The organism is Amnibacterium kyonggiense (assembly GCF_004364555.1).
Lineage (GTDB): Bacteria > Actinomycetota > Actinomycetes > Actinomycetales > Microbacteriaceae > Amnibacterium > Amnibacterium kyonggiense.
In genome coordinates this window covers 511,427-533,581 of the sequence record NZ_SOAM01000003.1, presented here as the reverse complement: position 1 = coordinate 533,581, position 22,155 = coordinate 511,427, and the positions used below count along the sequence as shown (strand labels likewise).

The window sequence follows — 22,155 nt, the reverse complement described above, 5'->3', positions numbered from 1 at the left end:
ACGACGATCCCTGCCGCGGACGTGGCCGGCGGCGTCAGATCCGAGAAACAGATGCATTTGATGCAGCTTCAGAGCGGGCGACGCGCCCAAGGTGCATTTTGGCAGAGAAGAGTTACCAGACGGTCGTTTCTCCGGCCAAATCGTGCTTGCTGTTGCAGTCAAGCTCCTTGCCGTCACCCTTTCCGCTGTGCGCGGTACTGCCTTGCTGTCATCCCGTGGACTTTCTTGAATTGTCGAGCAAAGTAGAATGAATCGACGTACCCGACCTCTGCTGCGATAGTGGCCACCGGGCGGGAGGTGGTGTCGAGCAACTCTCTCGCGCGGGCCATCCGGAGCAGGGTGTGATATTGAACGACCGAATATCCGATCTGACGCTTGAAGAGCGCGCTGAAACGAGACGGACTGAGCGAGGCCAACGAGGCGAGCTCTCGGATTGAAACATGATCGGCCAAGTGGTTGCGCAAATATTCGGTTGTGTGTTCGATGACATCCTTCGAGTCGGTCTCGCGAGATCGGTCGGACGCGAGCAGCGTGAGTGCATGCCAGGCAGCGCCAGCGGCGGCGTTCAAACTCGTGGTTGTGCTGTCTCGCTCCATCCACGTCAACACTTCGGACATGAGAGCGACGACCGGATACAGGTCACGTGGTCGGCGCACCGGATTCTCCGGCGTCAATCCGGACGCCGCGAAAAAACGGTCTACCGCGGGGCCGGCGACGTGGAACCACCATAAGGTCCACGGATGGAGTCCGTCCGCGCCGTAGGAGTGAGGGGAGCCAGGCGGTAGGACCATCACCTGCCCCTTCTGGACGGGAAACCGTCCACTTTCGGTTTCGCACCAGCCGACTCCGTCGACGCAGGCGATCACGACTCCTTGCGAGATCGGGGTCGATCGGCGGCGCCCGTGCGAATCAGCGCGAGGAAAGAAGCCGCTATCGGTCACGAGCAAGCCCGTGGTGCCGGGCTGTGCGAGGAACTCCTGAACGCGCGGTCGGGGGAGAACGAGCATGCGTTGTCCAGGGAAGCCATCTGGGATGAGCACGCCCCGACTGTGCGTCAGGTTCAGGCGGGTGTCCAGCGCGGCTCGAGGGACGACGGAGTGAACGCGCTTTCACGCCGCGGCTGGCCACTGGCGCAGATGGCGCGGCGTCAAAGGAGGTCCGGTCTCTCGCGTGACTGGTGCTCATGGCATTCGAGGGCGGCTCATGCCCGAGCCCTTCGTCGAGGTGGTGAGGGGATCGTCCAGGTTTGAGACCGAGACGTGCTAATTCGCTGACGACGACAGACGTACCGTGACCTCGCTCAGGGCCGAGCAGCAGCCACCCGGCTCGGCCGGCCTTGGCCTCATCAACGATGAGATCAAGAAAGGTCTCGCATGAGAGCTTCGGTATTGCGGCTCAACCGGCTGACGAAGGTCCTGGTGGCGATCTCCGCCGCGACTGCGACGATGATGATCGCCACTGCACTCCCTGCCTGGGCAGGAGATGATCAGGGTGCACCTAGCTACTACAACAGCGGTCTGGCGCGCACGCCCACAATGGGATGGAACAGCTACTACGGTCTCGGTGGAGGCAGTGGATTTAATGAATCCTCCGTCAAGAGCGTGGCGGACTACCTCGTCAGCAGCGGACTTGCGGCCGCAGGCTACAACTATGTGTGGCTCGACGGCGGCTGGCAATCGTCCACCCCCCGTAATTCGACCACAGGTGAACTTCAACCCGATGCGAGCCGGTTTCCTGACGGCATCGCTGCACTCGCTTCCTATGTCCATGCTCGGGGACTGAAACTCGGAATCTACACGGACGCGGGATCGTACGACCCCAACTATTGCGGGCTCGGCAGCGGTGGTCACTACGGCACGGACGCAGATCAGTTCGCGGCGTGGGGTATCGACGCAGTCAAGGTGGATTTCCTTTGTGGGATCGCGCAGAATCTCGACCCGAAAACGGTCTACACCCAGTTCAGTGCGGCGATAGCGGCGAGCGGCCGAGCGATGCTGCTGAATCTCTGCGACCCGGTGACTGCAGCGTGGGGATCGCAATACAAGTCGACGCAGCTGGCTGGCAATGCCTACAGCTATGGACCGACGATCGCCGATTCCTGGCGTACCGACACCGATATCGCTTTGGGAACACCGAGCACTGGCGAGTGGTCCAATGTGCTGAGAAATCTCGACGACAATGAAGCGCATCCGGAAGCGAACGGACCCGGTCACTTCAACGATCCAGACAACCTGGTCCCGATGCGGCCTCTCAACGGAGGTTTCGAGTTGAGCCAGACCGAGTCGACCAGTCAGGTTGTGCTCTGGGCGGAGATGGCATCACCGCTGGTGATCGGCTCCGATCCGCGAACGCTTCCGACATCGATGGTGAACGTCCTGACGAACCCCGCAATCGTCAGCGTGGATCAGGATCCGCTGGCCGAGCAGGGAGTCGCCGTCGCGAACCCCGCAGCCGGGACTGTGTACAGCAAGGTGCTCTCGGGCTCAGGTCAGAGAGCAGTCGTGCTGCTCAACAGGACGAGCGCGGCGGCGTCGATGACCGTCAGCTTCGCTGACGCAGGGCTGACCGGCAACGTGACGCTGACCGACCTGCTGGCACAGACGTCGCTTGGAACCACGACCGGCTCGTACACGACCACTGTCCCCGCCCACGGAACCGCATTCCTCAAGCTCACGGGCACGGACTCCGTGCCCGGCGCCAGTCTTGGCGGCACAGCCTCCGCAAGCCCCGCAATCGTCCGGACCGACGACTTCCACGCCACCGGATTCGTCCGTGGCGCTGACGGAGCGCTGTGGACGAACGTCCGCACCGGCTCCAGTTGGGGAACCACCTGGACCAGTCTCGGTGGTCCGGTCTCCGGTCAGATCTTGGGGCAGCCGGCAGCGTACGGATCCTCCGGCGGACGCATCGACCTCTTTGTCCGTGGTTCGGACAACGCCGTCTACCAGCGCACCTACGACGGAGCGAGTTGGGGATCCTGGACCAGCCTCGGAGGGACGATCACTGACGCTCCCACAGTCGCCTTCGGTGGGCCGACATCGTGGTCGCTGTTCGCGCGCGGCGCCGACGGTTCGGTCTGGACGCGAAGCAACTCGTCGAGTTGGAGCAGCATCGGTGCCCCCAATGGGGTGCCGATCTACGGACGGCCGAGCGCGGTCAGCGACAGCAACGGAACGTACGTCGCCGTTCGAACCCCTGACGACGCCGTCTGGTGGCGGACCCGCTCAACGGCGGGGACATGGGGCAGTTGGACGGATGTTGGCGGAACCGTTAGCGGAAGCCCGACCCTGCTCGCGACCGGTGGCGGCGTGTATCTGTTCGCACGTGCCGGCGATTACACCCTGTGGCAGAACACCTGGCACACCTCAAGCTCGACCTGGGACGGGTGGACGAAGCGGTCGGAATTCGGCAGCGATAACTTTGTCGGAGCGGTAGGGGCCGACAACGGACTCTCCGGTTCAGCGTGGATCGTCGTGACCGGCGTGGATGGACACGTTCACCAGATCGTCCTCTGATCCAAGGGCGGATGCTCCAAGCCGATAGCGGAGCATCCGCCCTCCTTCCTGTCCTGCTGCAAGATTCGGCTGGTTGCTGACGCGCGGCGAGATCGAGCGCTCGTCGGGACGATCGTCCGTACGACAGAAACAAAACGGGACGAAATCCGGCGAAGTGCTCGAGGTAGCGTGGCTGGAGAGGTGCAGGTCAGGCAGGTCGCGAAGTGCCTCAGGGCCTCGGCCACGTGCGTGCGGCGGTGGTTGCAAATCGCGAATCGGTACGACGGCGCATCCCCGTGTGGCGTTTTCCTGCTGTTCAAGCAGCGTAGGCGGAGCCGCTTGAGCCAGAGGTGTGGAGTCTGTCGGTCGTCGAGCTGGCCGCGTCCCGCTCGACACGCCGCGCTCGACCACTCCCGCCGTGGCAACAGAATGGCAACGATTGGCTCGGGTCCGCGGTGATCGGGGCCCGCTCTCGGTGATTCAGAAGTGTCGTTTGACCAGGTGAGAGACGAGAACTTACTGGCTGGAGCGGGTCGCCCTTTCGCCCTCTCACGGCGGTAACGCGGGTTCAAATCCCGCTGGGGTCACGAGAGACAGAACCCCCGGTCATCCGGGGGTTCTGTCGTTTCCGCAGGCCGCGGTCGTGCCGACGACGCCCGATCGACCACCGCACGATCCGTCCTCCGCGCCCCGGTGGACGGTGCGCATCCGCACCTGCCGGCCCGGGGCCGGACGCTCAGATGCTCCGGTGCGAGCGAACGGCCGCTTCGAGGTCGGCGAGCTGCGGCGCGAGGGCCTCGTCGACTTCCAGCGGAGCCGTCCGGTGCAGGTCCTGCAGGCGACGTCGGCTCGGCAGAGCCGTGTTGATCTCGTGCTCGTCCCGCTCCAGGGCGGCGAGCGTCTCGGCGACCACGTCGGCGGTGGGGCGGCGGCCGAAGCCGAGCGACTCCTGGGCGTCGGAGGAGTCCATCATGGCCGTCGCGGTGGCCCCCGGGTAGAGCGTCGCGACGTGCACGCCGGAGCCGTGCAGCTCGCGGCGGAGGGCGTGCCCGAACGCGGCGACGCCGGTCTTCGTCGCGGCATAGGTCGTATAGAAGGGCAGGTTGACCAGGGCGATCCCGCTCGAGATCGTCAGCACCACCGACGGCCTCCCCGTCGCCGCGCGGCGCAGCTCGGGGAGGGCGAGGCGCGTCAGCAGGATCGGTGCCGTCAGGTTGAGGTCGATCATCGCCCGGATGTCGTCGGGGTCGACGCCCTCGAGGCGCCCCGCGCGGACGTTGCCCGCGTTGTTGATCAGCAGGTCGACCGTGCCGAGCCGCTGCTGCGCCTCGCGGACGATCGCCTCCGGCGCGTCGCGCTCGGTGACGTCCGCGGTGAGCACGTGCGCGGTCCCGCCGGCGGAGACGACGAGGTCGGCGGTCTCCTGCAGGGCATCGGCGCGGCGGCCGACGAGCAGCAGCGACGCGCCGCGGGCGGCGAGCTGCACCGCGAGCTCGCGGCCGATCCCGCTCCCACCACCGGTGATGATGCCGGATCGATCGGTCAGGTCCATGGTCGTCCTCTCCTCGTCACCGCGACGGCGACGGTCGTTCAGTGCAGCAGCGCGGCCGCTGCTGCGCGGGCCTCGACGGCCCAGGCGATCCCGGGGTCGGTGTGCGCACCGACCATGGCGCCGTCGTAGAGCATCGAGAGCCGGATCGACGTCGCGATCGGGTCGGCGACCCCGGCCCGTGCGCAGCGGTCCGCGAACAGGTCGCGGATCCAGCGTCGGTGCTCGACGTTCACGAGGTGCGCGGGCGAGTCGCGGGTCGACTCGGCCTCCGCGTTGATGAACGGGCACCCGTTGAAGTCGTCGGTCGTGAACCACGCCCCGAGCAGGTCGAACACCAGGAGGACCTCGGCCGCGGGGCCGAGGTCGGCGGCCTCCAGCTCCGCAGTCAGGTGCTCCCGCCATGCGACGCTGCGGCCTTCGACGTAGGCCCCGACGAGGTCGTCCTTGGTGCGGAAGTACGTGTACATGCTCGCCTTGGAGACGTCGGCCTCGTCCGCGATGGTGTCGACGCCCGTGGCGTGGATGCCGTTGGCGTAGAAGAGCCGGTCGGCGGTCTTGACGACGCGCTCGAGCGCGGGGCGGCGTCGGGAGCGGGGAACGGTCTCCATGTGAACTCCTTGAACGGACCTGTTCAGTTTACGTCCGTGCGGTGGGTGCCGGCTCCGGCACCCACCGCACGCGGGTCAGGCCTGCTGCTGGTACGCCAGGTCGGCGGCGGTGAGGCCCTCGAGGGCCATGCCGAACGGCACGTCGAGGGTGAGGCGGCGCCGCAGGTTGACGTTCAGCGTCTGCTTCTGCAGGGACCGGTACAGCGCGGGCTTCGCGGCGAGCCTGCGGGCGATCTCGAGGCCGCGCTCGAGGGCGCGCTCGTGCTCGACGACCTCGCTCACGACGCCCCACTGCAGCGCGGTCTGCGCATCGATGGTGTCGCCGGTCCAGAGGAGGTGCTTGGCGCGAGCGGTGCCGGCGACCTCCTCCCACACCACGTGCAGGCCGTCGCCGGCGGTGATGCCGAAGGCGGGGTGCGGGAAGTCCCCGTAGACGGCCTTCTCGGAGGCGATGTGCACGTCCGCGAGCAGCAGGTACTCGGAGTGGATGGTCGCGGTGCCGTTGGCGACGCCGACGACCGGCATCGGCAGGTCGAGCAGGCGCTCCAGGACCTTGCGCCCCTCGACGCGCGTCTTCTCCCACGCGGCGGGCTTGAAGATCTCGCCGAGGCTCGGGCCGTCGATGTCCTTCATGAAGTGGTCGCCGGTGCCGGTGATGACGAGCGCTCGGTTGTCCGGGTCGAGGGAGACGGCCTCGAGTGCCTTCGGCAGGTCCTCGTGCGTGCGGCCGGTGAAGGTGAGCGGGCCGCCGTCGGTGTGGAACCGGAGGACGAGGACGCCGTCCTCGTCGCGGCTGAGGGCGAGGTTCTCGTACTCGTCGAAGTAGGCGGGGGTGGTCATGGCGGGCTCCTTGCTCGGTGCTCTCGACTGAACAGACCTGTTCAGCTTGCATCTTAACTGTACAGGTCTGTTCAGATTTGTCGACCCGGCCCCGCCTCGCGCCGGTCAGGCGGGGCGGTATCGCAGGGCGATCGCGCCGGATCGGAACGCGCGGCGCTCGAGGAGCTCGAGGCGGACCCGGGCGTGCAGGCCCGCGAGCAGCGTCGGGCCGTGCCCCGCGATCACCGGCTGCACGAGGAACTCGTACTCGTCGATCAGGCCGAGGTCCGCCAGTGCCCGGGGGAGCGTCACGCCGCCCACCCACAGGGGTCCGCCCGGCTGCTCCTTCAGCCGGGAGACGGCGCGCCCGAGGTCGCCGCGCAGCAGCTCGGCGTTCCAGTCCGCGCCGTCCAGCGTGCTCGAGACGACGTACTTCCGCGCCGCGTGGATCGTCTCCGCGAACGGGATCTGCTGCTCGGTCACCCGGTCCTGCCACCCCGCCGCGTCGGGCTTCCGCCACGCCGCCTCCATCATCGAGTAGGTGACGCGACCGAGGAGCAGCGCGTCCGCCTGCGCCAGCTGCGCGGTCCAGAACTCCATCGACTCGGCGTCCGGCGGCAGCCCCGCCTCGTGGTGGACGCAGCCGTCGAGCGTGACGTTGATCGAGTGCCGGAGGAGCCGCATGCCGCGACTCTGACCCACTGGACGGGGCGCGTCCAGGACGAGGCCCTCCGTCGGGGTCCGTCGACGCGGCGCGCCGCGGACCGCCGCAGCGCTTGACCTTGCCGTCGCGTCAATGCCTACGGTCGATCGGGCCGGCGACGCCGGCGGTTCACGAGGAACGGAGGCGGCGGCGGTGTGGACGATCGTCGAGGTCGCCCGGGCGTCGGGCGTGACGTCGCGGACGTTGCGTCACTACGACGCGATCGGGCTGCTGCCTCCGGCGGGCACGGGGGCGAACGGCTACCGCCTGTACGGGCAGGAGGAGCTCCTGCGGTTGCAGCAGCTCCTCGTGCTGCGCGAGCTCGGGCTGCCCCTGGAGGAGATCCGGGCGGTCCTGGACGCGCAGCGCGATCGGATCGGCGCGTTGCGCCGGCACCACGAGCGGCTCGTCGCGGAGCGGGACCGTCTCACGGTCGTCGCCGCCACCGTCGCCCGCACCATCGCGGACCTCGAGGAGCACGAAGGGAGAACGACCATGACGATGGACCGGCCCGAGAACCTGTTCGAAGGGTTCGATCACGGCCGCTACGCGGAGGAGGCGCGGGAGCGCTGGCCCGAGGAGGCGGCGTCCTCCGAGCGGTACGCGGCGAGCATGTCCGCCGAGGAGATCGCGACGCGGCAGCGCGAGTGGACCGCGCAGATGGTGCGGATGGCGGAGCTGCGAGCAGCGGGCGCGTCCCCGTCGGACGCACGGGTGCAGGCCGAGATCCAGGCCGTCCACGACGGGATCCTCCCGATGTGGACGCCGAACGCCGCGGCGTTCCGGGGTCTCGGCGCGACCTACGTCGACGACGCGCGCTTCGCGGAGACGTTCGACCGAGTGAGCCCCGGGCTCGGCGCGTTCTACCGCGACGCGATGACGGTGTTCGCGGACACGCGCCTCACCTGACCGCGTCGGCCGCGGGCGCGGGGCGACCGGAGCGACGGCGTCCCCGCGCCGGCGGGCGCCGACGGGCATGATGAGCCCATGGCAGCCGACGAGGTCTTCCGCGCGAGCCGCGACCGCTTGATCGAGCTGCGGGAGGACCACCGGCGGGCGTCGGCGGAGTTCGTGTGGCCGGACACCGGTCCGGCGTTCAACTGGGCGGTCGACTGGTTCGACCGCATCGCGCTCGGGAACGAGCGGACGGCGCTGTGGATCGTGGAGGAGGACGGCAGCGAGGAGCGCGTGTCCTTCGACCGCATGCGGCAGCGGTCCGACCGGGTCGGCGGCTGGCTCGCGGCGCAGGGCGTCCGGCCGGGCGACCACGTCATGCTCATGCTCGGCAACCAGGTCGAGCTGTGGGAGTCGATGCTCGCCGTGATGAAGATCGGCGCGGTCATCCTGCCCACGACGACCGTGCTCGCGGCCCACGACCTCGCCGACCGCGTCGACCGCGGGCTCGTGCGGCACGTGATCGCGAACGCGGCCGACGCGGACAAGTTCGCGGAGCTCGACGGGTTCACGCGCATCGCCGTCGGCGGCGCTCCCGCGGGCTGGCTCGACTACGGCGACGCGGCCGCGTCGGCGGACCCGCTGCCGGAGGTCGCCGTCCGCAGCGACGAGCCCTGCCTCGTCTACTTCACCTCCGGCACCACGAGCCGGCCGAAGATGGTCGTGCACACCCGGACCTCCTACCCGGTCGGCCACCTGACGACGATGTACTGGATCGGGCTGCGACCCGGGGACGTGCACCTCGCGATCAGCTCGCCCGGCTGGGCGAAGCACGCCTGGAGCTGCTTCTTCGCCCCCTGGAACGCCGAGGCGACCGTCTTCGTGTCGAACTACCGGCGCTTCGACGCGGTCGCGCTGCGCGCGCAGCTCGACCGGGCGGGCGTGACGACGTTCTGCGCCCCGCCGACCGTCTGGCGGATGCTGATCCAGGCCGAGCTCGGCGCGCGACCGACCGCGCTGCGCGAGGCCCTCTCCGCCGGGGAGCCCCTGAACCCCGAGGTCATCGAGCGGGTCCGCGACGCGTGGGGGCTCACCATCCGGGACGGCTACGGCCAGACGGAGACCACGGCGACGATCGCGAACACGCCGGGCAGCCCGGTGCGCAGCGGGTCGATGGGCGTCCCGCTGCCCGGGGTCGCGATCACGCTGATCGACCCGATCACCGGCGAGGAGGCGGACGAGGGGGAGATCTCCCTCGACCTCGCGCAGGGCGCGCCCTTCCTGATGGCGGGCTACCTCGGCGTCCCGGGCACCGGCGCGGCGACCGGGAGCCGGTTCTACGGGACCGGGGACGTCGCTCAGCGGGACGGGGACGGCGTCATCACCTTCATCGGCCGCACCGACGACATCTTCAAGTCCTCGGACTACAAGGTGTCGCCGTTCGAGGTCGAGAGCGTGCTCATCGAGCACCCGGCGGTCGCGGAGGCGGCCGTCGTCCCCGCGCCGCATCCCACGCGGTTGAACCTCGTGAAGGCGTACGTCGCGCTCGCGAACGGCTGGTCCGCGGATCGCGACACCGCGTTCGCGGTGCTCAGGCACGCCCGCGAACAGCTGCCGCCCTACGAGCGGGTGCGGCGCATCGAGTTCTTCGAGCTGCCGAAGACCATCTCCGGGAAGATCCGCCGCGTCGAGCTGCGGCAGCGGGAGGCCGACGCGGCCGCCGCCGGCGAGCGGCTCGCCGACGAGTGGCGCGACGACCAGTTCCCGGAGCTGAAGGGACGCGGCTGAGCCGCCTCCTGCGCCTCGTGCACGGCGCGGGCGTCCGCCACGCCCGGACGGCGCCCGCGTCAGACCCGCGCGAAGCGCGCGATGTCGTCCTCGAACGCGATGACCGCCTCGCGGGTCACCGTCGCGCGCGTCCCCGACAGCGCTCGCACGCAGTCCTCGGTCGTCGGTCCCTCCTCGAGCGCCGGCGCGCGGCCGACGGCGAGCGCTCGCCCGAGCGCGTCCTGCGAGGCGTGCCGCGCCGCGTACTCGATGTCCGCCGGGGTCATCCCGTCGCTCAGCGCCACGAGCCGCGCGACGTCGACGAGGCCGACGCGGGACGGCGGCAGGAGCCGGTCCCAGATGGCCATCCGGGCCTCCCGGTCGGGCAGGCCGATCGGGATGACGGCGTCGAAGCGACCATGTCGGAGGAACGCGCCGTCGAGCGAGCGGATGAAGTTCGTCGCGCAGATGAGCAGCTTGCCCGGCCCGGAGCGGAACTCCGGGATCAGCTTCAGCAGCTCGTTCGTGACGCCCTGCGTCGGCGACGGCGGGTCGCCGCGTCGGTGCGACGCGATCTCCTCGACCTCGTCCATGAAGACCACCGCGTGCTCGAGCCGCTCGACGGTCTCGAAGGTCGAGCGCAGCGCACCGGCGATGGTCGCGGCGCTGTCGCCGAGCCGGGAGGGGAACACCTCGACGAACGGCCAGGCGAGGCGGGACGCGATGGCGCGCGCGAACGTCGTCTTCCCGGTCCCCGGCGGCCCGAACAGCATTACGGTGCGCGGCGGGACGACGCCGAAGCGGGCGGCGAGCTCGGGGTCGACGAGCGGCGCGATCAGCCGCTCGTCGAGCATGGCCTTCTCGGTGTTCATGCCGCTCAGGGCCTGCCACAGGTCGGGCGGCAGCAGCCGGCCGCCGACCTCGCGGAGCAGCGGGAGCTCCCGGCGCTCGACGGGCATCCGCCGCTCCAGGTAGCGCAGCTGCCGGCTCATCCGGAACCCGTGGTCGGTGAAGGCGGCGGACGACGCCATGTGGTCGGGCACGAGGACGGACAGCTTGCTGAGGCCGAGCGGGGTCAGCCTGCGCTGCAGCGCGTCGAGCAGGTCCCGGGCGAGGTCCGGGTCCTCCCCGCGGGAGCGGTCGATGCGGAAGAACACGAGCCAGCCCTGCGCGTGCGCGGCGCGCGCGACGGCGCTGCCGACGACGCGGTCCCCGTCGACCGCGACGACGGCGTGGTCCTTCTGGCAGGACGCCGCGACCTCGGAGAGCGAGTAGACCGGCGCCGCGTCCTCGGCCTGCTCGAACAGCCTCGTGACGCCGTCCAGGTCGTCGTCGTGGAAGTCCCGGATCCGCGTGCGGGCCCGCACCGCCGGCGACGGCTCGCGGGTCGTGGCGGTCGTGGCGGTCGTGTCGGTCGCGGTCGTCATCGCCGGTCCTCTCGGTGCAGCGCGGTCGCTCTGCTCCTCACCCTCACCCCGTCGGGCGGCCCGCGACGGGGAGGAGGGCAGGGAAGATCGCCGCGAATTCCTCCGCTGTGAAGCCGCGGGTGCGGGCCGGGCGGTCCTCGTCCGTCGTCGGGTCCGGCACCGGGACGGCGTCGGCTCAGGACCATGTCCCTAGAGTGCGAGCCCCCGTCCTCGCCCCGAAGGAGACCGCGATGCCCCTCGTCCGAATCGACCTGCTCACCGGGACCGACGCGGGTCGTGTCCGCCGGATCGCCGACGGCGTCCAGGACGCGCTCGTGCGCACCTACGGCATCCCCGAGCGGGACCGCTTCCAGATCATCACCGAGCACGCCGCGTCGCAGATCATCGCCCTGGACGCCGGACTCGGGTTCGAGCGGTCCGCGGGCGTCGTCATGATCCAGATCTTCACCCAGCAGGGGCGGACCGCCGAGGCGAAGCAGCAGCTCTACGCGGCGGTCTGCACCGAGCTGCAGGCGGCCGGGGTCGAGCCCGAGGACGTCTTCATCAGCTACATCGAGAGCGGGCCGGAGGACTGGTCGTTCGGCTTCGGCCGCGCCCAGTACGCCACCGGCGAGCTCGCCGTCCCGAAGGCCGACTGAGACGCCGGCCGGGCGCCGAGCGCCTCAGTCGAGCAGGGGGCCGTAGAGGTCGGGGCGCCGGTCGCCGAGCAGGTCGACGAGGTCCGCCTGCTTCTTGTCGCGGGACGCGCGGAGGTCGAGGTCGGCCCAGGCGGTGCCGGTCCCGGGGCCCACCTGCGCGGCGACGGCGCCGAGCGCGTCGACGATCGTCGTGCCGGCGGTCCATTCCACGGTGCGCTCCGTGCCGGTGCGGTCGGCGCACGCGATCGCCATCCTGTTCATCCGCGCGGTGGCGATCGCGATCTGGACCTCGGCGGGGCGCTCGCCGTCGGGCGTGGGGCCGAGGGGCCAGTTCGTGGGGACCGCGAGCAGGTCGGCGCCACCGAGCGCGGCGATGCGGGTCCACTCCGGGAACTCCATGTCGAAGCAGATCATCACGCCGATCCGGCCGTGCTCCGTCTCGACGACCGGCGGTCGCGCGTCACCGGGCGCGAAGAACCGCTTCTCCTGATCCCAGAGGTGCACCTTGCGGTAGACGGCTCGCACCCCGGACGCGTCCAGCAGCGCGGCGCTGTTGCAGACCCGGTCCCCGTCCGTCGCCTCGGCGAACCCGACGACCACCGTCGCCGGCCCCGCGGCCGCCGCGAAGCGGTCGAGCACCTCGTCGTCGGGGCGCAGGGCGAGGGAGCGCGCTTCCTCCGGGGTGGTGAAGACGTAGCCGGACGTCGTGAGCTCGGGGAGGACGACGACCTCGGCCCCGCCGTCGACGGCGGCCTCGACCGCGTCGAGCGCGCGCCGGACGTTGCCCGCCAGGTCCCCGACCACCGGGGCGAGCTGCACCGCGGCGATGCGCGTCACGGCACGACCGCCGTCGAGTCCGAGCCGCTCAGGTCCGCGGCGACCTGCTCCTTCAGCCCCCTGCGGAACGAGAGCGCGACGCCGACGAGCAGCCACACGGCCACGAGGTACGGGAACCAGCTGTAGGGCGCGTCGAGCCCGACGGCGTTCTTGAACAGCGTGTAGGCGAGGAGGAGCACCGCGAGCACCGGCACGACGATCTGCCACTTCGGCGTCCTGGTGCGGCCGCCGAAGAACAGGAAGCGGATCGCCCCGACGGTCGCGAGGACGTAGGCGACGAGCAGGCCGATCGTGCCGATCGTCAGCACCCAGTAGGTGGCGTCGAGCACCCCGGCGCCCGTGAGCCGCTCGATCACCATGCAGAGCGCGGCGGCGCCCCCGCTCACGAGCAGGGCGGCGACGGGCACGCCCTTCAGCGAGACGCGGGCGATTCCGCGGCGGAGGCCCGCGCCCCGGCCGAGCGCGAACAGCACGCGGGAGGCGCCGGAGAGGGTGCCGATCGAGATCGCGAACAGGCTGACGATGGCGAAGAGGGTCAGCAGGTCCGCGAGCCAGGGGCCGACGTACGCACGGCCGAGGTCGCCGTACGGGGCCGCCGCGTTCGTGAGGCGCTTCACGTCCGCGTCCGAGGTGCCGTAGCCGAGCGTCTGGGCGACGATCGAGAGCAGGTAGAACGCGCCGACCACGGCGACCGCGATCTTCAGCGCCCGGGGGATGTCGCGCTTCGGGTCGCTCGTCTCCTCGCCGAGCGTCGCGGCGCCCTCGAAGCCCGCGAAGGCGAGGAACCCGAAGACGGCGGCGGCGCCGATCGTCGTGATGTCCGTGCCGGAGGGCAGCTGGAGGAAGGCGAGGCTGAGCCCTCGGCCGCCCGGCGCGGTGCCCGTGCCGAGCCGGAACAGGACGATCAGGTTCAGCACGGTCACGAGCGCCGCGCCGATCAGCTCGGCGAGGAGCAGCACGCGGGTGATGACGTGCACCTGGCTGCGGCTGACCACGAGCACGACGACCAGCGCGACGAGCGCGACGATCAGCCAGTCGGGCGCGAAGGCGACGCCGAGGTCCTGCAGCAGCTGCTCGAGGAACAGCCCGATCTCGATCGTGGAGCCGGCGCCGATGGTGAAGTAGGCGAGGAACAGCATCCAGCCGGCCACGAAGCCGGCCCGCGACCCGAGCGTGATGCCCACCGTCGCGTACACGCTGCCCGTGTGGGCGATGTGCCGCGAGAGCTTCACGAACCCGTAGGCGACGAGGGACACCGCCACGAGCGCGAAGACGAACGCCCACGTGGCGCCGCGGCCGAGGATGCCGGCGGCGCCGACCCCGAGCAGCGCCATGACGCCGACCGGGCCGATCAGGCCGATCGAGAACGACGCGGCATCGGTGACCTTGAGCTCCCGGTGCAGCGATTCACCGGTCGGGGCGGACTTCGTGGTGCTCATGGGGACCTTCCGTCGGCGCGTGACCGCGACGGTACCGACGCCGACCCGACGTGGACTATCGGCAACCGCCCCGGGGAAGCCATAGGCCCGACCTTGACCTGCTGCGCCGCTGCCCTCGCGGCGTCGGGCCCGGCCCGATCACAGCGTCCCGGTCGCGGCCTGCAGCAGCAGGCTCGTCGCGCCGACGAGCAGCCAGAGGACGCCGCCCAGCAGCAGCGGCCGGTGCCCGGCGGCGCGGAGGGTGGCGAGGCGGGTCGACAGGCCGATCCCGGTCAGCGCCGCGGTGATGAGCAGGACGCCGATCGTGCCGAGGGTCGGGTGCCACGAGGCGGGGATCGCGCCCGCGGTGTCGAGCGCGCTGGCGGCGAGGAATCCGACGATGAACAGGGGGAACAGGCGCCGCCAGGGGATGGTGCGACGCGCAGCGGCGTCAACCTCCGTGGTCCGAGCCGCCCGCTCCCGGTGTGCGGCGAGGGCGGCGAGAGCGATCGAGATCGGGATGATCATCAGCGTCCGGGTGAGCTTGACGACGACGCCGTAGGCGCCGGCGTCGGGACCGTAGGTGTACGCCGCCGCGACGACCGACGAGGTGTCGTTGATCGCCGTGCCGGCCCAGAGTCCGAACGCGTGCTGGGACAGGCCGAGGAGGTGGCCGAGCGTCGGGTAGAGCAGCACCGCCGCCACGTTGAAGGTGAAGATCGTGCCGATCGCGTAGGCGACCTCCGCCTCCGCCGCCCCGATCACCGCGGTGGTCGCGGCGATGGCGGATGCGCCGCAGATGCCGGTGCCGACGCCGATGAGGGTGCGGACGTCCCCGTCGACCCGCAGCAGCCGGCCGACGACCGCGGCGCCGAGCAGCGCCACGGCCAGGGTGCCGAGCATCACCGGCAGCGACGCGACGCCCACCTGCACGACCTGGGTGAGCGACAAGCCCGTTCCGAGCACGACGATGCTCGCCTGGAGGACGCGCTTCCCGGCGAAGCCCGCGCCAGCCGCGACGCGGGACCCGGGGCGGAGGACCGTCGCGCAGACCGCGCCGAGCACGATACCGAAGACCGGGCCCCCGACGACGGGCACCAGCGCCCCGAGCGCGGTGGCGACGGCGGTGATCGCGGCGACGACCGCGAGTCCCGGTGCCAGACGGACGATTCCCTGCATGCGACTCCTCATCTCCCGCACCACGATCGGCGCCGACCGACCGCCGCGGTAGCCGCCTCGGGCCGATGGGGTCATAAAGTCGACTTATGACGGAAGGGCGGCTGCCGGACCTCGAGGCGCTCCGGCTCCTCCTCGCGGTCCACGAGGGCGGCAGCCTCGGTGCGGCGGCACGGCGACTCGGCATCAGCCAGCCCGCGGCGAGCCAGCGCATCCGGACCCTGGAGGCGCAGCTCGGGTTCCCGCTGCTGGAGCGCGGCGCGACCGGCTCGCGCCCGACGGCCTCCGGGGAGCTGGTCGCGACCTGGGCCGCGCCGCTCGTGGCGGCGGCCGCGGCGTTCCGCCGCGATGTCGAGGTGCTGGCGGGGGAGCCGCGCCAGCTGAGCGTCGCCGCGTCGCTGACCGTCGCGGACTACCTCATGCCGCGGTGGCTCGTCGCGCTGCACGATCTGCTGCCGGGCATCACGATCGCGTCGACGTCCGTCAACTCGCCGGCCGTCGCTGCCCTGGTCCGCAGCGGCGATGCGGCGCTCGGCTTCGTCGAGGGTCCGCGCACGCCGCCGGAGCTCGTCGGGCGGACCGTCGGCCGCGACCGGCTCGTGCTCGTCGTGGCTCCCGGTCACCCCTGGGGCCGCCGCACGGCGCCCGTCGAGCCGGAGGAGCTGATCGCCGGGACGCTGCTGCTGCGCGAGCCGACGTCGGGCACGCGCCAGGTGCTCGACCGCGCGCTCGCCTCCCGGCACCTCGTCGCGCGCCCCGCGCTCGAGCTCGGCTCCACGACCGCGCTCAAGCACGCCGTCGCGAGCGGCCGGGGCGCCACCGTCCTCAGCCGTCTCGCGGTGGAGGAGGACGTCGCGGCCGGCCGGCTGGTGCAGGTCGACGTCGCGGGACTCCGGCTCGCGCGCTCGCTCCGCGCGGTGTGGCGCCCGCAGCAGCCCCCGTCGGGGCCCGCAGGCGCCCTGCTCGCCGTCGCCGAACGCGATCTCGCGCCCGGCCGGCGCTGACCCGTCCGGACCGGCCCGGCGTGTTCACGCGGTGGGCGGCCGCCAGGGATCGCTCGCGTGCGCCAGCCAGACGGCGGTCGGCTCGAGGGACCGGATGCGCCGCTGGCCCTGCGTGGTCGGCTCGTCGAGCTCGCCGCCCCAGACCGCGGTGTCGCCCGCGATCATCACGGGGCCGTCCTCGCCGTCCACCACGACGATCTGCGACCCGCGGGTGTGCCCGGGGGCGGCGAGGAGGCGGACGCCGGGGAGGGCCTCGTGATCGCCGTCGACCTCGACGTACTCCACACCGGGCGCGTGCACCCAGTCGCGCAGGGTGTAGTCCTCCTGCTCGGACGCGTCCGCGAGCTCGGTGCGCTGCACGAGGATCGGCGTGCCGGCGAACAGGTGGTTGCCGCCGCAGTGGTCGGCGTGCAGGTGGGTGTTCACGACCACGTCGATCGAGGCGAGGTCCAGGTCGTGCTCGGTGAGCGGGTGCAGGCGCGGCTCCATGTCCGCGAGGGCGGGGTGCAGCTCGGTCACTCCGGTGTCGACGAGCAGGCGGCCGTCCGGGTGGTCGATGAGGTGCACGAAGATCGGCAGCCGCTCGTCTTCGGCGACGAGCAGGTCCCCGACGAGCAGCGGCGTGATCGTGATGCGGCGTCCAGCGCGCATGGGGCGGTCCTCCTGACGACGAGTCCTGGTGGACACCGTACACATCGGGGTGGGCAGGGGACGGAATCGGTCCCGCGCCGACCCGACCCGGCGCTCCGCGCCGACGTCACCGGCCCGGCCCGGCGCGCCGCCCGTCGGGTGGAGCGACGGTCCGGGCCGCGGCGGATCAGCTCAGGACGAACTGCAGGTCGAAGGTGACGGTCACCTCGTCGCCGAGGGTCATGCCGCCTGCCTCGAGGGCCGCGTTCCAGCTCACGCCGAAGTCGTGGCGGTTGATCTTCGTCTTCGCCTCGACGCCGGCCTTCGTCTGGCCGTAGCCGTCCGTGACGATGCCGCCGAACTCGCCCTTGAGTGAGACGGGCTTCGTGACGCCGCGCAGCGTGAGGTCCCCGTCGAGCACGAACTCGCCGTCCTCCTCGGCGTGCAGCGCGGTGGAGCGGAAGATCATCTGCGGGTGCTCGTCCGCGGCGAAGAAGTCGCTGGTGCGCAGGTGCTGGTCGCGCTGCGCCTGCTTCGTGTTGACGCTCGCGATCTCGACGGTGGCCTCCACCGTCGCGTCCGCCGGGTCCTCCGGTGCGACGACGGTGACGTCGAACTGCTCGAAGACGCCCTTGACCTTGCTGATGGCCAGGTGGCGGACGGAGAAGGCGATCTCCGAGTGGGTGGGGTCGAGCTTCCAGGTCCCGGCGCGGTAGCCGTCGACGTGCGCTGCGGTGATGGTCATGGCGGTTCCTTCTCCAGATGGTCGTGGCGCGCCGTCGACCCGTCAGGTATTTGACGTGTCAATCAAATGGCGCGAGTGGTGGAAGCGTCCACTGCTCCGCGCTATTCCCGACTCGTCGGAGCGGCTCGGCGCGCTCGGGCAGGCGCCGCGCTGAGCCGGGTCAGGCCGATTCGCGGATGACGAGCTCGGTCGGGATCGTGATCGCGGCCGGGCGCTCGCCGCCGATCTCGCCGACGAGCAGGCGGACCATCTCGCGGCTGATCCGCTCGAACGGCTGCCGCATCGTGGTGATGGTCGGCGAGGTCTCGAGCGCGGCGGGCGAGTCGTCGAATCCGACGACCGCGACGTCGTCGGGGACGGCGCGGCCGGACGCCTGGAGGACTCCGAGGGCGGCGGCCGCCATCCGGTCGTTCGCCGCGAACACCGCGTCGAGATCGGGACGACGCTCGAGCAGCTCGTGCATCGCACGGGCTCCACTCGACCGGCCGTAGTCGCCGATCGCGACGAGGGACTCGTCGAACGCCCCGTCGAGCGCCGCGCGATAGCCGGCGAGACGCTGCTGTCCGCCGGATGTGTCCTGCGGCCCGGCGATGAGGGCGATCCGACGGCGACCGATCTGCTGCAGGTACTCGGTCGCCGTGCGCGCGCCCTGCTCCTCGTCGGCGGCGACCCAGCCCATCGTCCGTTCGAAGCCGATCGGCGCTCCGCACGCGATCGCCGGCAGGCCGAGGCGGTTGATCGCACCGACGAATCCCTGACCGCCGCTGTGCGAGGACACGAGGAGCACGCCGTCCACGTGCCCGGCCCCCAGGAAGTCGAGCGCGCGCCGCTGCTCGTCCGCGTTCGACGCCATGATCAGGACGAGCGAGATGTCGTCCCGCGCCAGCGCGTCCGCGGCGAACCGCATGAGGATCGAGAAGTTCGGGTCCTCGAACAGCAGGTCGTGCGGCTCGGTGAGCAGGAACGCGACCGTTCCCGTGCGCGAGGTGGCGAGGCTGCGGGCCTGGACGTTGATCCGGTACCCCGTGCGCTTGATCGCCGCGGTGACTGACGCGTGCGCGTCAGGGCTGACCCAGCGGCCGCCGTTCAGGACCCGCGAGACGGTCCCTCGGGACACGCCGGCGGCCTCGGCCACGTCGTCGATGGTGGGACGCCGCTTCCCGGCCCCGTTGCTCACCTTCGGGATTGTAGGAACGGTCACGCCTTCACCGCGCCGGCCGCGAGGTCGACGCGCCAGAAGCGCTGCAGCGCGAGGAACAGGATGATCAGCGGGACGATCGACAGGAGCGCTCCCGTGATGACCAGCGTGTACAGCGCCGGGACCGTCGCCCCCTGGTTCAGCAGGCCGGAGAGGCCGACCGTGATCGGGAAGAGGTGGTCGTCTCCGAGCATGATGTAGGGCAGCAGGAAGTTGTTCCAGATCGCGACGAACTGGAACAGGAAGATCGTGACGAGGCCGGGCGCCATCATCGGGATGGCGATGCGGAAGAACGTCGTCAGCTCGCCGGCGCCCTCGGTGCGCGCCGCCTCGACCACGTCGGTCGGTATGGCCGCTGCCGCGTAGATGCGGGCGAGGTAGATGCCGTACGGGCTGATGAGCTGCGGCAGCAGGACCGACCAGTAGGTGTTCGTCAGGCCGATCTGCGCCAGCAGGAAGTACTGCGGGATCGCGAGGATGACGCTCGGGACCAGCACGCCCATCAGCAGGATGCCGAAGACGACGCCTTTGCCCGGGAAGTCGAACTTGGCCAGCACGTAGCCGGACAGGGCGGAGACCAGGCTGGACACGAGGGCTCCCACGCCCGCGTAGATCGCGGTGTTCAGCATCCAGAGCCAGAAGAGGCCGCCGCGGTACTGCGTCAGCTCGACGATGTTGTCGAGGAGGTGCGTGCTCGGCGCGAACGTGAAGGTGGAGAACAGCTCCGACCCGTTCTTCGTCGACGCCATGACGACCCAGACGACGGGCAGCAGGCAGTAGACGACGCCGAGGAGCAGGATCGCCGTCCCGAACGCGCTGGGACGCTCGGCGTGACCGCGGCGCGTGCGCGTGGTGGCGGGGAGGACGGGAGTGGTCGCGATGGTGGCCATGATCAGTCCTCCTGACCGAAAGCGCGTCGCTGCACGACGCGGAGGAAGAGGAACGACAGCACGAACGTGCCGACGGCGATGAGGACGCTGGTGGCGGCGGCGGAGTAGATGTCGTTGCGGGTGAACGCGTCGCGGTAGACCTTCATCAGCGGCGTCCAGCTGGTGGACAGCGAATTCGTCAGCGGCCGGAGCGTGGTCGGTTCGGCGAAGACCTGCAGGGTGGCGATGATCGAGAAGAGCGCCGTCATGATCAGCGACGGGATGACGATCGGGATCTTGATGCGCCAGGCGATCTGCACCTCCGTCGCGCCGTCGATGCGGGCGGCCTCGTAGATGTCCGACGGGATCGCGCGGAGCGACGTGTAGATCACGATCATGTTGAAGCCGACACCGCCCCAGATCGCGATGTTGGCAACGGCGAACATGACGAGGTTCGGGCCCAGCACGTTCGGCACCGGCACGTTCAGCAGGTTCGCCAGGAAGACGAACGGGCTCACCGAGGGCAGGTAGAGGAAGCCCCACAGCAGCGAGCTGATCACCGCCGGCACGGCGTAGGGCAGGAAGATCGCGACGCGGCTGAACCGTGTCGCGCGGCTGCGCTTGGAGTCGAGCAGGAGCGCGAACAGCAGCGCGAAGCCGAGCATCAGCGGGATGACGATGAGGCCGTAGAGGAAGACCCGCAGCACGCTCGCCCCGAACTCCGGGTCGGCGAGCGAGTTCGCGTAGTTCTCCAGGCCCGCGAAGACGACGGACCGCGAGTCGGGCCCGAGTCCGAGGCCTTCCACTTTGACGGTCTGCAGCGACAGCACGACCGTGTAGAGGATCGGTGCGGCCATGAAGGCCAGGAACAGCACGATGCCGGGCAGGAGCATCGCGTAGGGCGTGAGGACCCGCGAGCGGAGGTCGCGCCTCCGGCGCTTGGCGACGGCGGGCCTGGGCGCCGTCTGCGTCACTGCGGTCATGCCGCGTCCTTTCCGAAAGGAGAGGGGGCCGGATCGCTCCGGCCCCCTCCGACTCACTTGACCGAGAAGCCGGACTTCTTCAGGTCGCTGGTCGTGGTCGACTGCATCGACGAGAGCGCCGACAGGAACTGCGACTGCTGCTTCGCCTGCGCGGCCTTCGCGAACGCGTCGGTGTACGCGCTGTAGGCGACGTTCACGTTCGGGCCGTAGGTGAAGGGCTGCACCGCGGCGGAGGCCTTCGCCGCGACCTGGTAGAAGTCGGACTGGTCGGAGAAGAAGTCCGGAGCCGTGGTGAGCGCCGAATCCGTGGCGTGCACGTCAGCGGGGTAGATGTTCGCGATCTGGGCGAGCGCCTTCACGGCCGTCGGATCGGTGTTCAGCCACTTGATGAACTGCATCGCCTGCTGCGGGTGCTCGCTCTGCGCGGTGACCGCGGTCGAGGAGCCGCCCCAGTTGCCGTTCGCGTTCGCGCCTGCGGTCCACTGGGGGAGCGTGGCCGCCGCCCAGTCGCCCTTCGTCTTGCCGGCGTTGCCCGCCAGCACGCCCGGACCCCAGACCGCGCTGATCCAACCGACCTGCTTGCCGTCGTTCAGCGCGGCGTTCCACGCCGGCGTGTACATCGGGTCGTTGTCGATGACGCCCTTCTGGACGAGGCCGCCCCAGTAGCTCGCGACCTTCTTGCTCGCCGCCGAGTCGATGTCGACGCCCCACGACTGGCCCGAGATCGACCACCACGACGCGCCGGCCTGCTGCGTCAGACCGGCGAACCAGCCCGGGTCGCCGGAGGAGAAGGTGCCGAGGTACTGCGTCGGGTCCGCCTTGTGGATGACCTCTGCGGCCTTCGCGTAGTCGTCCCACGTGGCGGGCGCCTTCAGGCCGAGCTTCTTGAAGACGTCCTTGCGGTAGTAGAACATCATCGGCCCGGTGTCCTGCGGCACGGCGTAGATCGCGCTCGAGCCCAGGGTGACGGCGTTCCATGCGCCCGCCGTGAAGTCGCTCTTGGTGCTCGCGGCACCGAGCTTCGACAGGTCCTTCAGGGCGCCGGCCGACACGAGCGTCGGGATCTTCTGGTACTCGGCCTGCATGAGGTCCGGTGCGCCGCTGCCCGCCTTGATCGCGGTCAGCAGCTTCGTCACGGCGGCGTCGCCGCCGTCCTGCTTGTTCACCGTCACCGTGATGTCCGGGTGGGACTTGTTCCAGATGTCGACGACCTTGTCCATGTTCGGCGCCCAGGCCCAGTAGGTCAGGTTCACCGGGCCGGAGTCGGAGCTCGCCCCGTCCGTGTCGCCCGTCGAGGCGGGGGAGCTGCAGGCGGCGGTCGTCAGCGCCAGAGCAGCGACGGCGGCGAGTGCCCCCGCCTTGAATGCGATTCGCAAGAGATTCTCCTCGTTGA

At 70.5% G+C, this 22,155-nt stretch carries 20 protein-coding genes; 5 read left to right on the top strand and 15 right to left on the bottom strand.

Going from position 1 to position 22,155, the window contains the following annotated elements; all coding sequences use genetic code 11:
• Positions 1–173: 173 nt before the first annotated feature.
• Positions 174–1,040 (bottom strand): AraC family transcriptional regulator, encoded by an 867-nt coding sequence (locus tag CLV52_RS15815; protein WP_133767307.1) that lies wholly within the window; start codon positions 1,038–1,040, stop codon positions 174–176.
• Positions 1,041–1,373: 333 nt separating this feature from the next.
• Between CLV52_RS15815 and CLV52_RS15810 the strand changes: the two genes are divergently transcribed.
• Complete coding sequence (locus CLV52_RS15810) at positions 1,374–3,515, top strand: DUF8189 domain-containing protein (protein ID WP_133767306.1); 2,142 nt, start codon at positions 1,374–1,376, stop codon at positions 3,513–3,515.
• 715 nt (positions 3,516–4,230) lie between these two features.
• On the opposite strand, the gene CLV52_RS15805 is transcribed toward CLV52_RS15810, so the two are convergent.
• The 4 genes from CLV52_RS15805 to CLV52_RS15790 all read right to left on the bottom strand — a co-directional run bounded on the left by CLV52_RS15805 (position 4,231) and on the right by CLV52_RS15790 (position 7,157).
• On the bottom strand, positions 4,231–5,046 hold the full coding sequence (locus CLV52_RS15805; protein ID WP_133767305.1) for an SDR family NAD(P)-dependent oxidoreductase: 816 nt from the start codon (positions 5,044–5,046) through the stop codon (positions 4,231–4,233).
• Positions 5,047–5,084: 38 nt separating this feature from the next.
• Entirely contained in the window at positions 5,085–5,654 is a 570-nt protein-coding gene (locus CLV52_RS15800) for a TetR/AcrR family transcriptional regulator (RefSeq protein WP_133767304.1), read from the bottom strand.
• Between the two features lie 75 nt (positions 5,655–5,729).
• Positions 5,730–6,494: an enoyl-CoA hydratase/isomerase family protein gene (locus CLV52_RS15795; RefSeq protein WP_133767303.1), complete on the bottom strand. Its 765-nt coding sequence runs from the start codon at positions 6,492–6,494 to the stop codon at positions 5,730–5,732.
• Between the two features lie 105 nt (positions 6,495–6,599).
• On the bottom strand, positions 6,600–7,157 hold the full coding sequence (locus tag CLV52_RS15790; RefSeq protein ID WP_133767302.1) for a dihydrofolate reductase family protein: 558 nt from the start codon (positions 7,155–7,157) through the stop codon (positions 6,600–6,602).
• Positions 7,158–7,269: 112 nt separating this feature from the next.
• On the opposite strand from CLV52_RS15790, the gene CLV52_RS15785 reads away from it, so the two are divergent.
• A complete protein-coding gene (locus CLV52_RS15785; protein ID WP_133767301.1) occupies positions 7,270–8,085 on the top strand; it encodes a MerR family transcriptional regulator in 816 nt (271 codons plus the stop codon).
• A 78-nt stretch (positions 8,086–8,163) separates the two neighbouring features.
• The gene (locus CLV52_RS15780; protein WP_133767300.1) at positions 8,164–9,858 is read left to right on the top strand and encodes an AMP-binding protein; all 1,695 of its coding nucleotides are present in this window, start codon (positions 8,164–8,166) and stop codon (positions 9,856–9,858) included.
• 59 nt (positions 9,859–9,917) lie between these two features.
• Here the strand turns inward: CLV52_RS15780 and CLV52_RS15775 are convergent, their stop codons facing one another.
• The gene (locus CLV52_RS15775; protein WP_133767299.1) at positions 9,918–11,264 is read right to left on the bottom strand and encodes an ATP-binding protein; all 1,347 of its coding nucleotides are present in this window, start codon (positions 11,262–11,264) and stop codon (positions 9,918–9,920) included.
• 230 nt (positions 11,265–11,494) lie between these two features.
• On the opposite strand from CLV52_RS15775, the gene CLV52_RS15770 reads away from it, so the two are divergent.
• A complete protein-coding gene (locus tag CLV52_RS15770; protein ID WP_133767298.1) occupies positions 11,495–11,902 on the top strand; it encodes a tautomerase family protein in 408 nt (135 codons plus the stop codon).
• Positions 11,903–11,926: 24 nt separating this feature from the next.
• Here CLV52_RS15770 and CLV52_RS15765 read toward each other — a convergent pair whose 3' ends face one another.
• The 3 genes from CLV52_RS15765 to CLV52_RS15755 form a co-directional block, all read right to left on the bottom strand.
• Entirely contained in the window at positions 11,927–12,739 is an 813-nt protein-coding gene (locus CLV52_RS15765; RefSeq protein ID WP_133767297.1) for a nitrilase-related carbon-nitrogen hydrolase, read from the bottom strand.
• Entirely contained in the window at positions 12,736–14,178 is a 1,443-nt protein-coding gene (locus CLV52_RS15760) for an APC family permease (protein ID WP_133767296.1), read from the bottom strand. Before CLV52_RS15760 ends, CLV52_RS15765 begins: the two co-directional genes overlap by 4 nt.
• A 138-nt stretch (positions 14,179–14,316) precedes the next feature.
• The gene (locus CLV52_RS15755) at positions 14,317–15,336 is read right to left on the bottom strand and encodes a YeiH family protein (protein WP_211342720.1); all 1,020 of its coding nucleotides are present in this window, start codon (positions 15,334–15,336) and stop codon (positions 14,317–14,319) included.
• Between the two features lie 86 nt (positions 15,337–15,422).
• Here CLV52_RS15755 and CLV52_RS15750 point away from each other — a divergent pair, with 86 nt between their 5' ends.
• Positions 15,423–16,337 carry a LysR family transcriptional regulator gene (locus CLV52_RS15750; RefSeq protein ID WP_133767294.1) on the top strand — a complete coding sequence of 305 codons (915 nt, stop codon included), beginning with the start codon at positions 15,423–15,425 and terminating at the stop codon, positions 16,335–16,337.
• 24 nt (positions 16,338–16,361) lie between these two features.
• Here CLV52_RS15750 and CLV52_RS15745 read toward each other — a convergent pair whose 3' ends face one another.
• The 6 genes from CLV52_RS15745 to CLV52_RS15720 all read right to left on the bottom strand — a co-directional run bounded on the left by CLV52_RS15745 (position 16,362) and on the right by CLV52_RS15720 (position 22,138).
• A complete protein-coding gene (locus CLV52_RS15745) occupies positions 16,362–16,988 on the bottom strand; it encodes an MBL fold metallo-hydrolase (RefSeq protein ID WP_133767293.1) in 627 nt (208 codons plus the stop codon).
• Between the two features lie 166 nt (positions 16,989–17,154).
• Complete coding sequence (locus CLV52_RS15740; RefSeq protein WP_133767292.1) at positions 17,155–17,712, bottom strand: YceI family protein; 558 nt, start codon at positions 17,710–17,712, stop codon at positions 17,155–17,157.
• A gap of 160 nt (positions 17,713–17,872) precedes the next feature.
• Positions 17,873–18,889, bottom strand: coding sequence for a LacI family DNA-binding transcriptional regulator (locus CLV52_RS15735; protein ID WP_133767291.1), 1,017 nt, complete (start codon positions 18,887–18,889; stop codon positions 17,873–17,875).
• A gap of 20 nt (positions 18,890–18,909) precedes the next feature.
• Positions 18,910–19,800: a carbohydrate ABC transporter permease gene (locus CLV52_RS15730; protein ID WP_133767290.1), complete on the bottom strand. Its 891-nt coding sequence runs from the start codon at positions 19,798–19,800 to the stop codon at positions 18,910–18,912.
• A gap of 2 nt (positions 19,801–19,802) precedes the next feature.
• Positions 19,803–20,762 carry a carbohydrate ABC transporter permease gene (locus CLV52_RS15725; protein ID WP_133767289.1) on the bottom strand — a complete coding sequence of 320 codons (960 nt, stop codon included), beginning with the start codon at positions 20,760–20,762 and terminating at the stop codon, positions 19,803–19,805.
• A 53-nt stretch (positions 20,763–20,815) separates the two neighbouring features.
• Positions 20,816–22,138 carry an ABC transporter substrate-binding protein gene (locus CLV52_RS15720; protein ID WP_133767288.1) on the bottom strand — a complete coding sequence of 441 codons (1,323 nt, stop codon included), beginning with the start codon at positions 22,136–22,138 and terminating at the stop codon, positions 20,816–20,818.
• Positions 22,139–22,155: the final 17 nt, after the last annotated feature.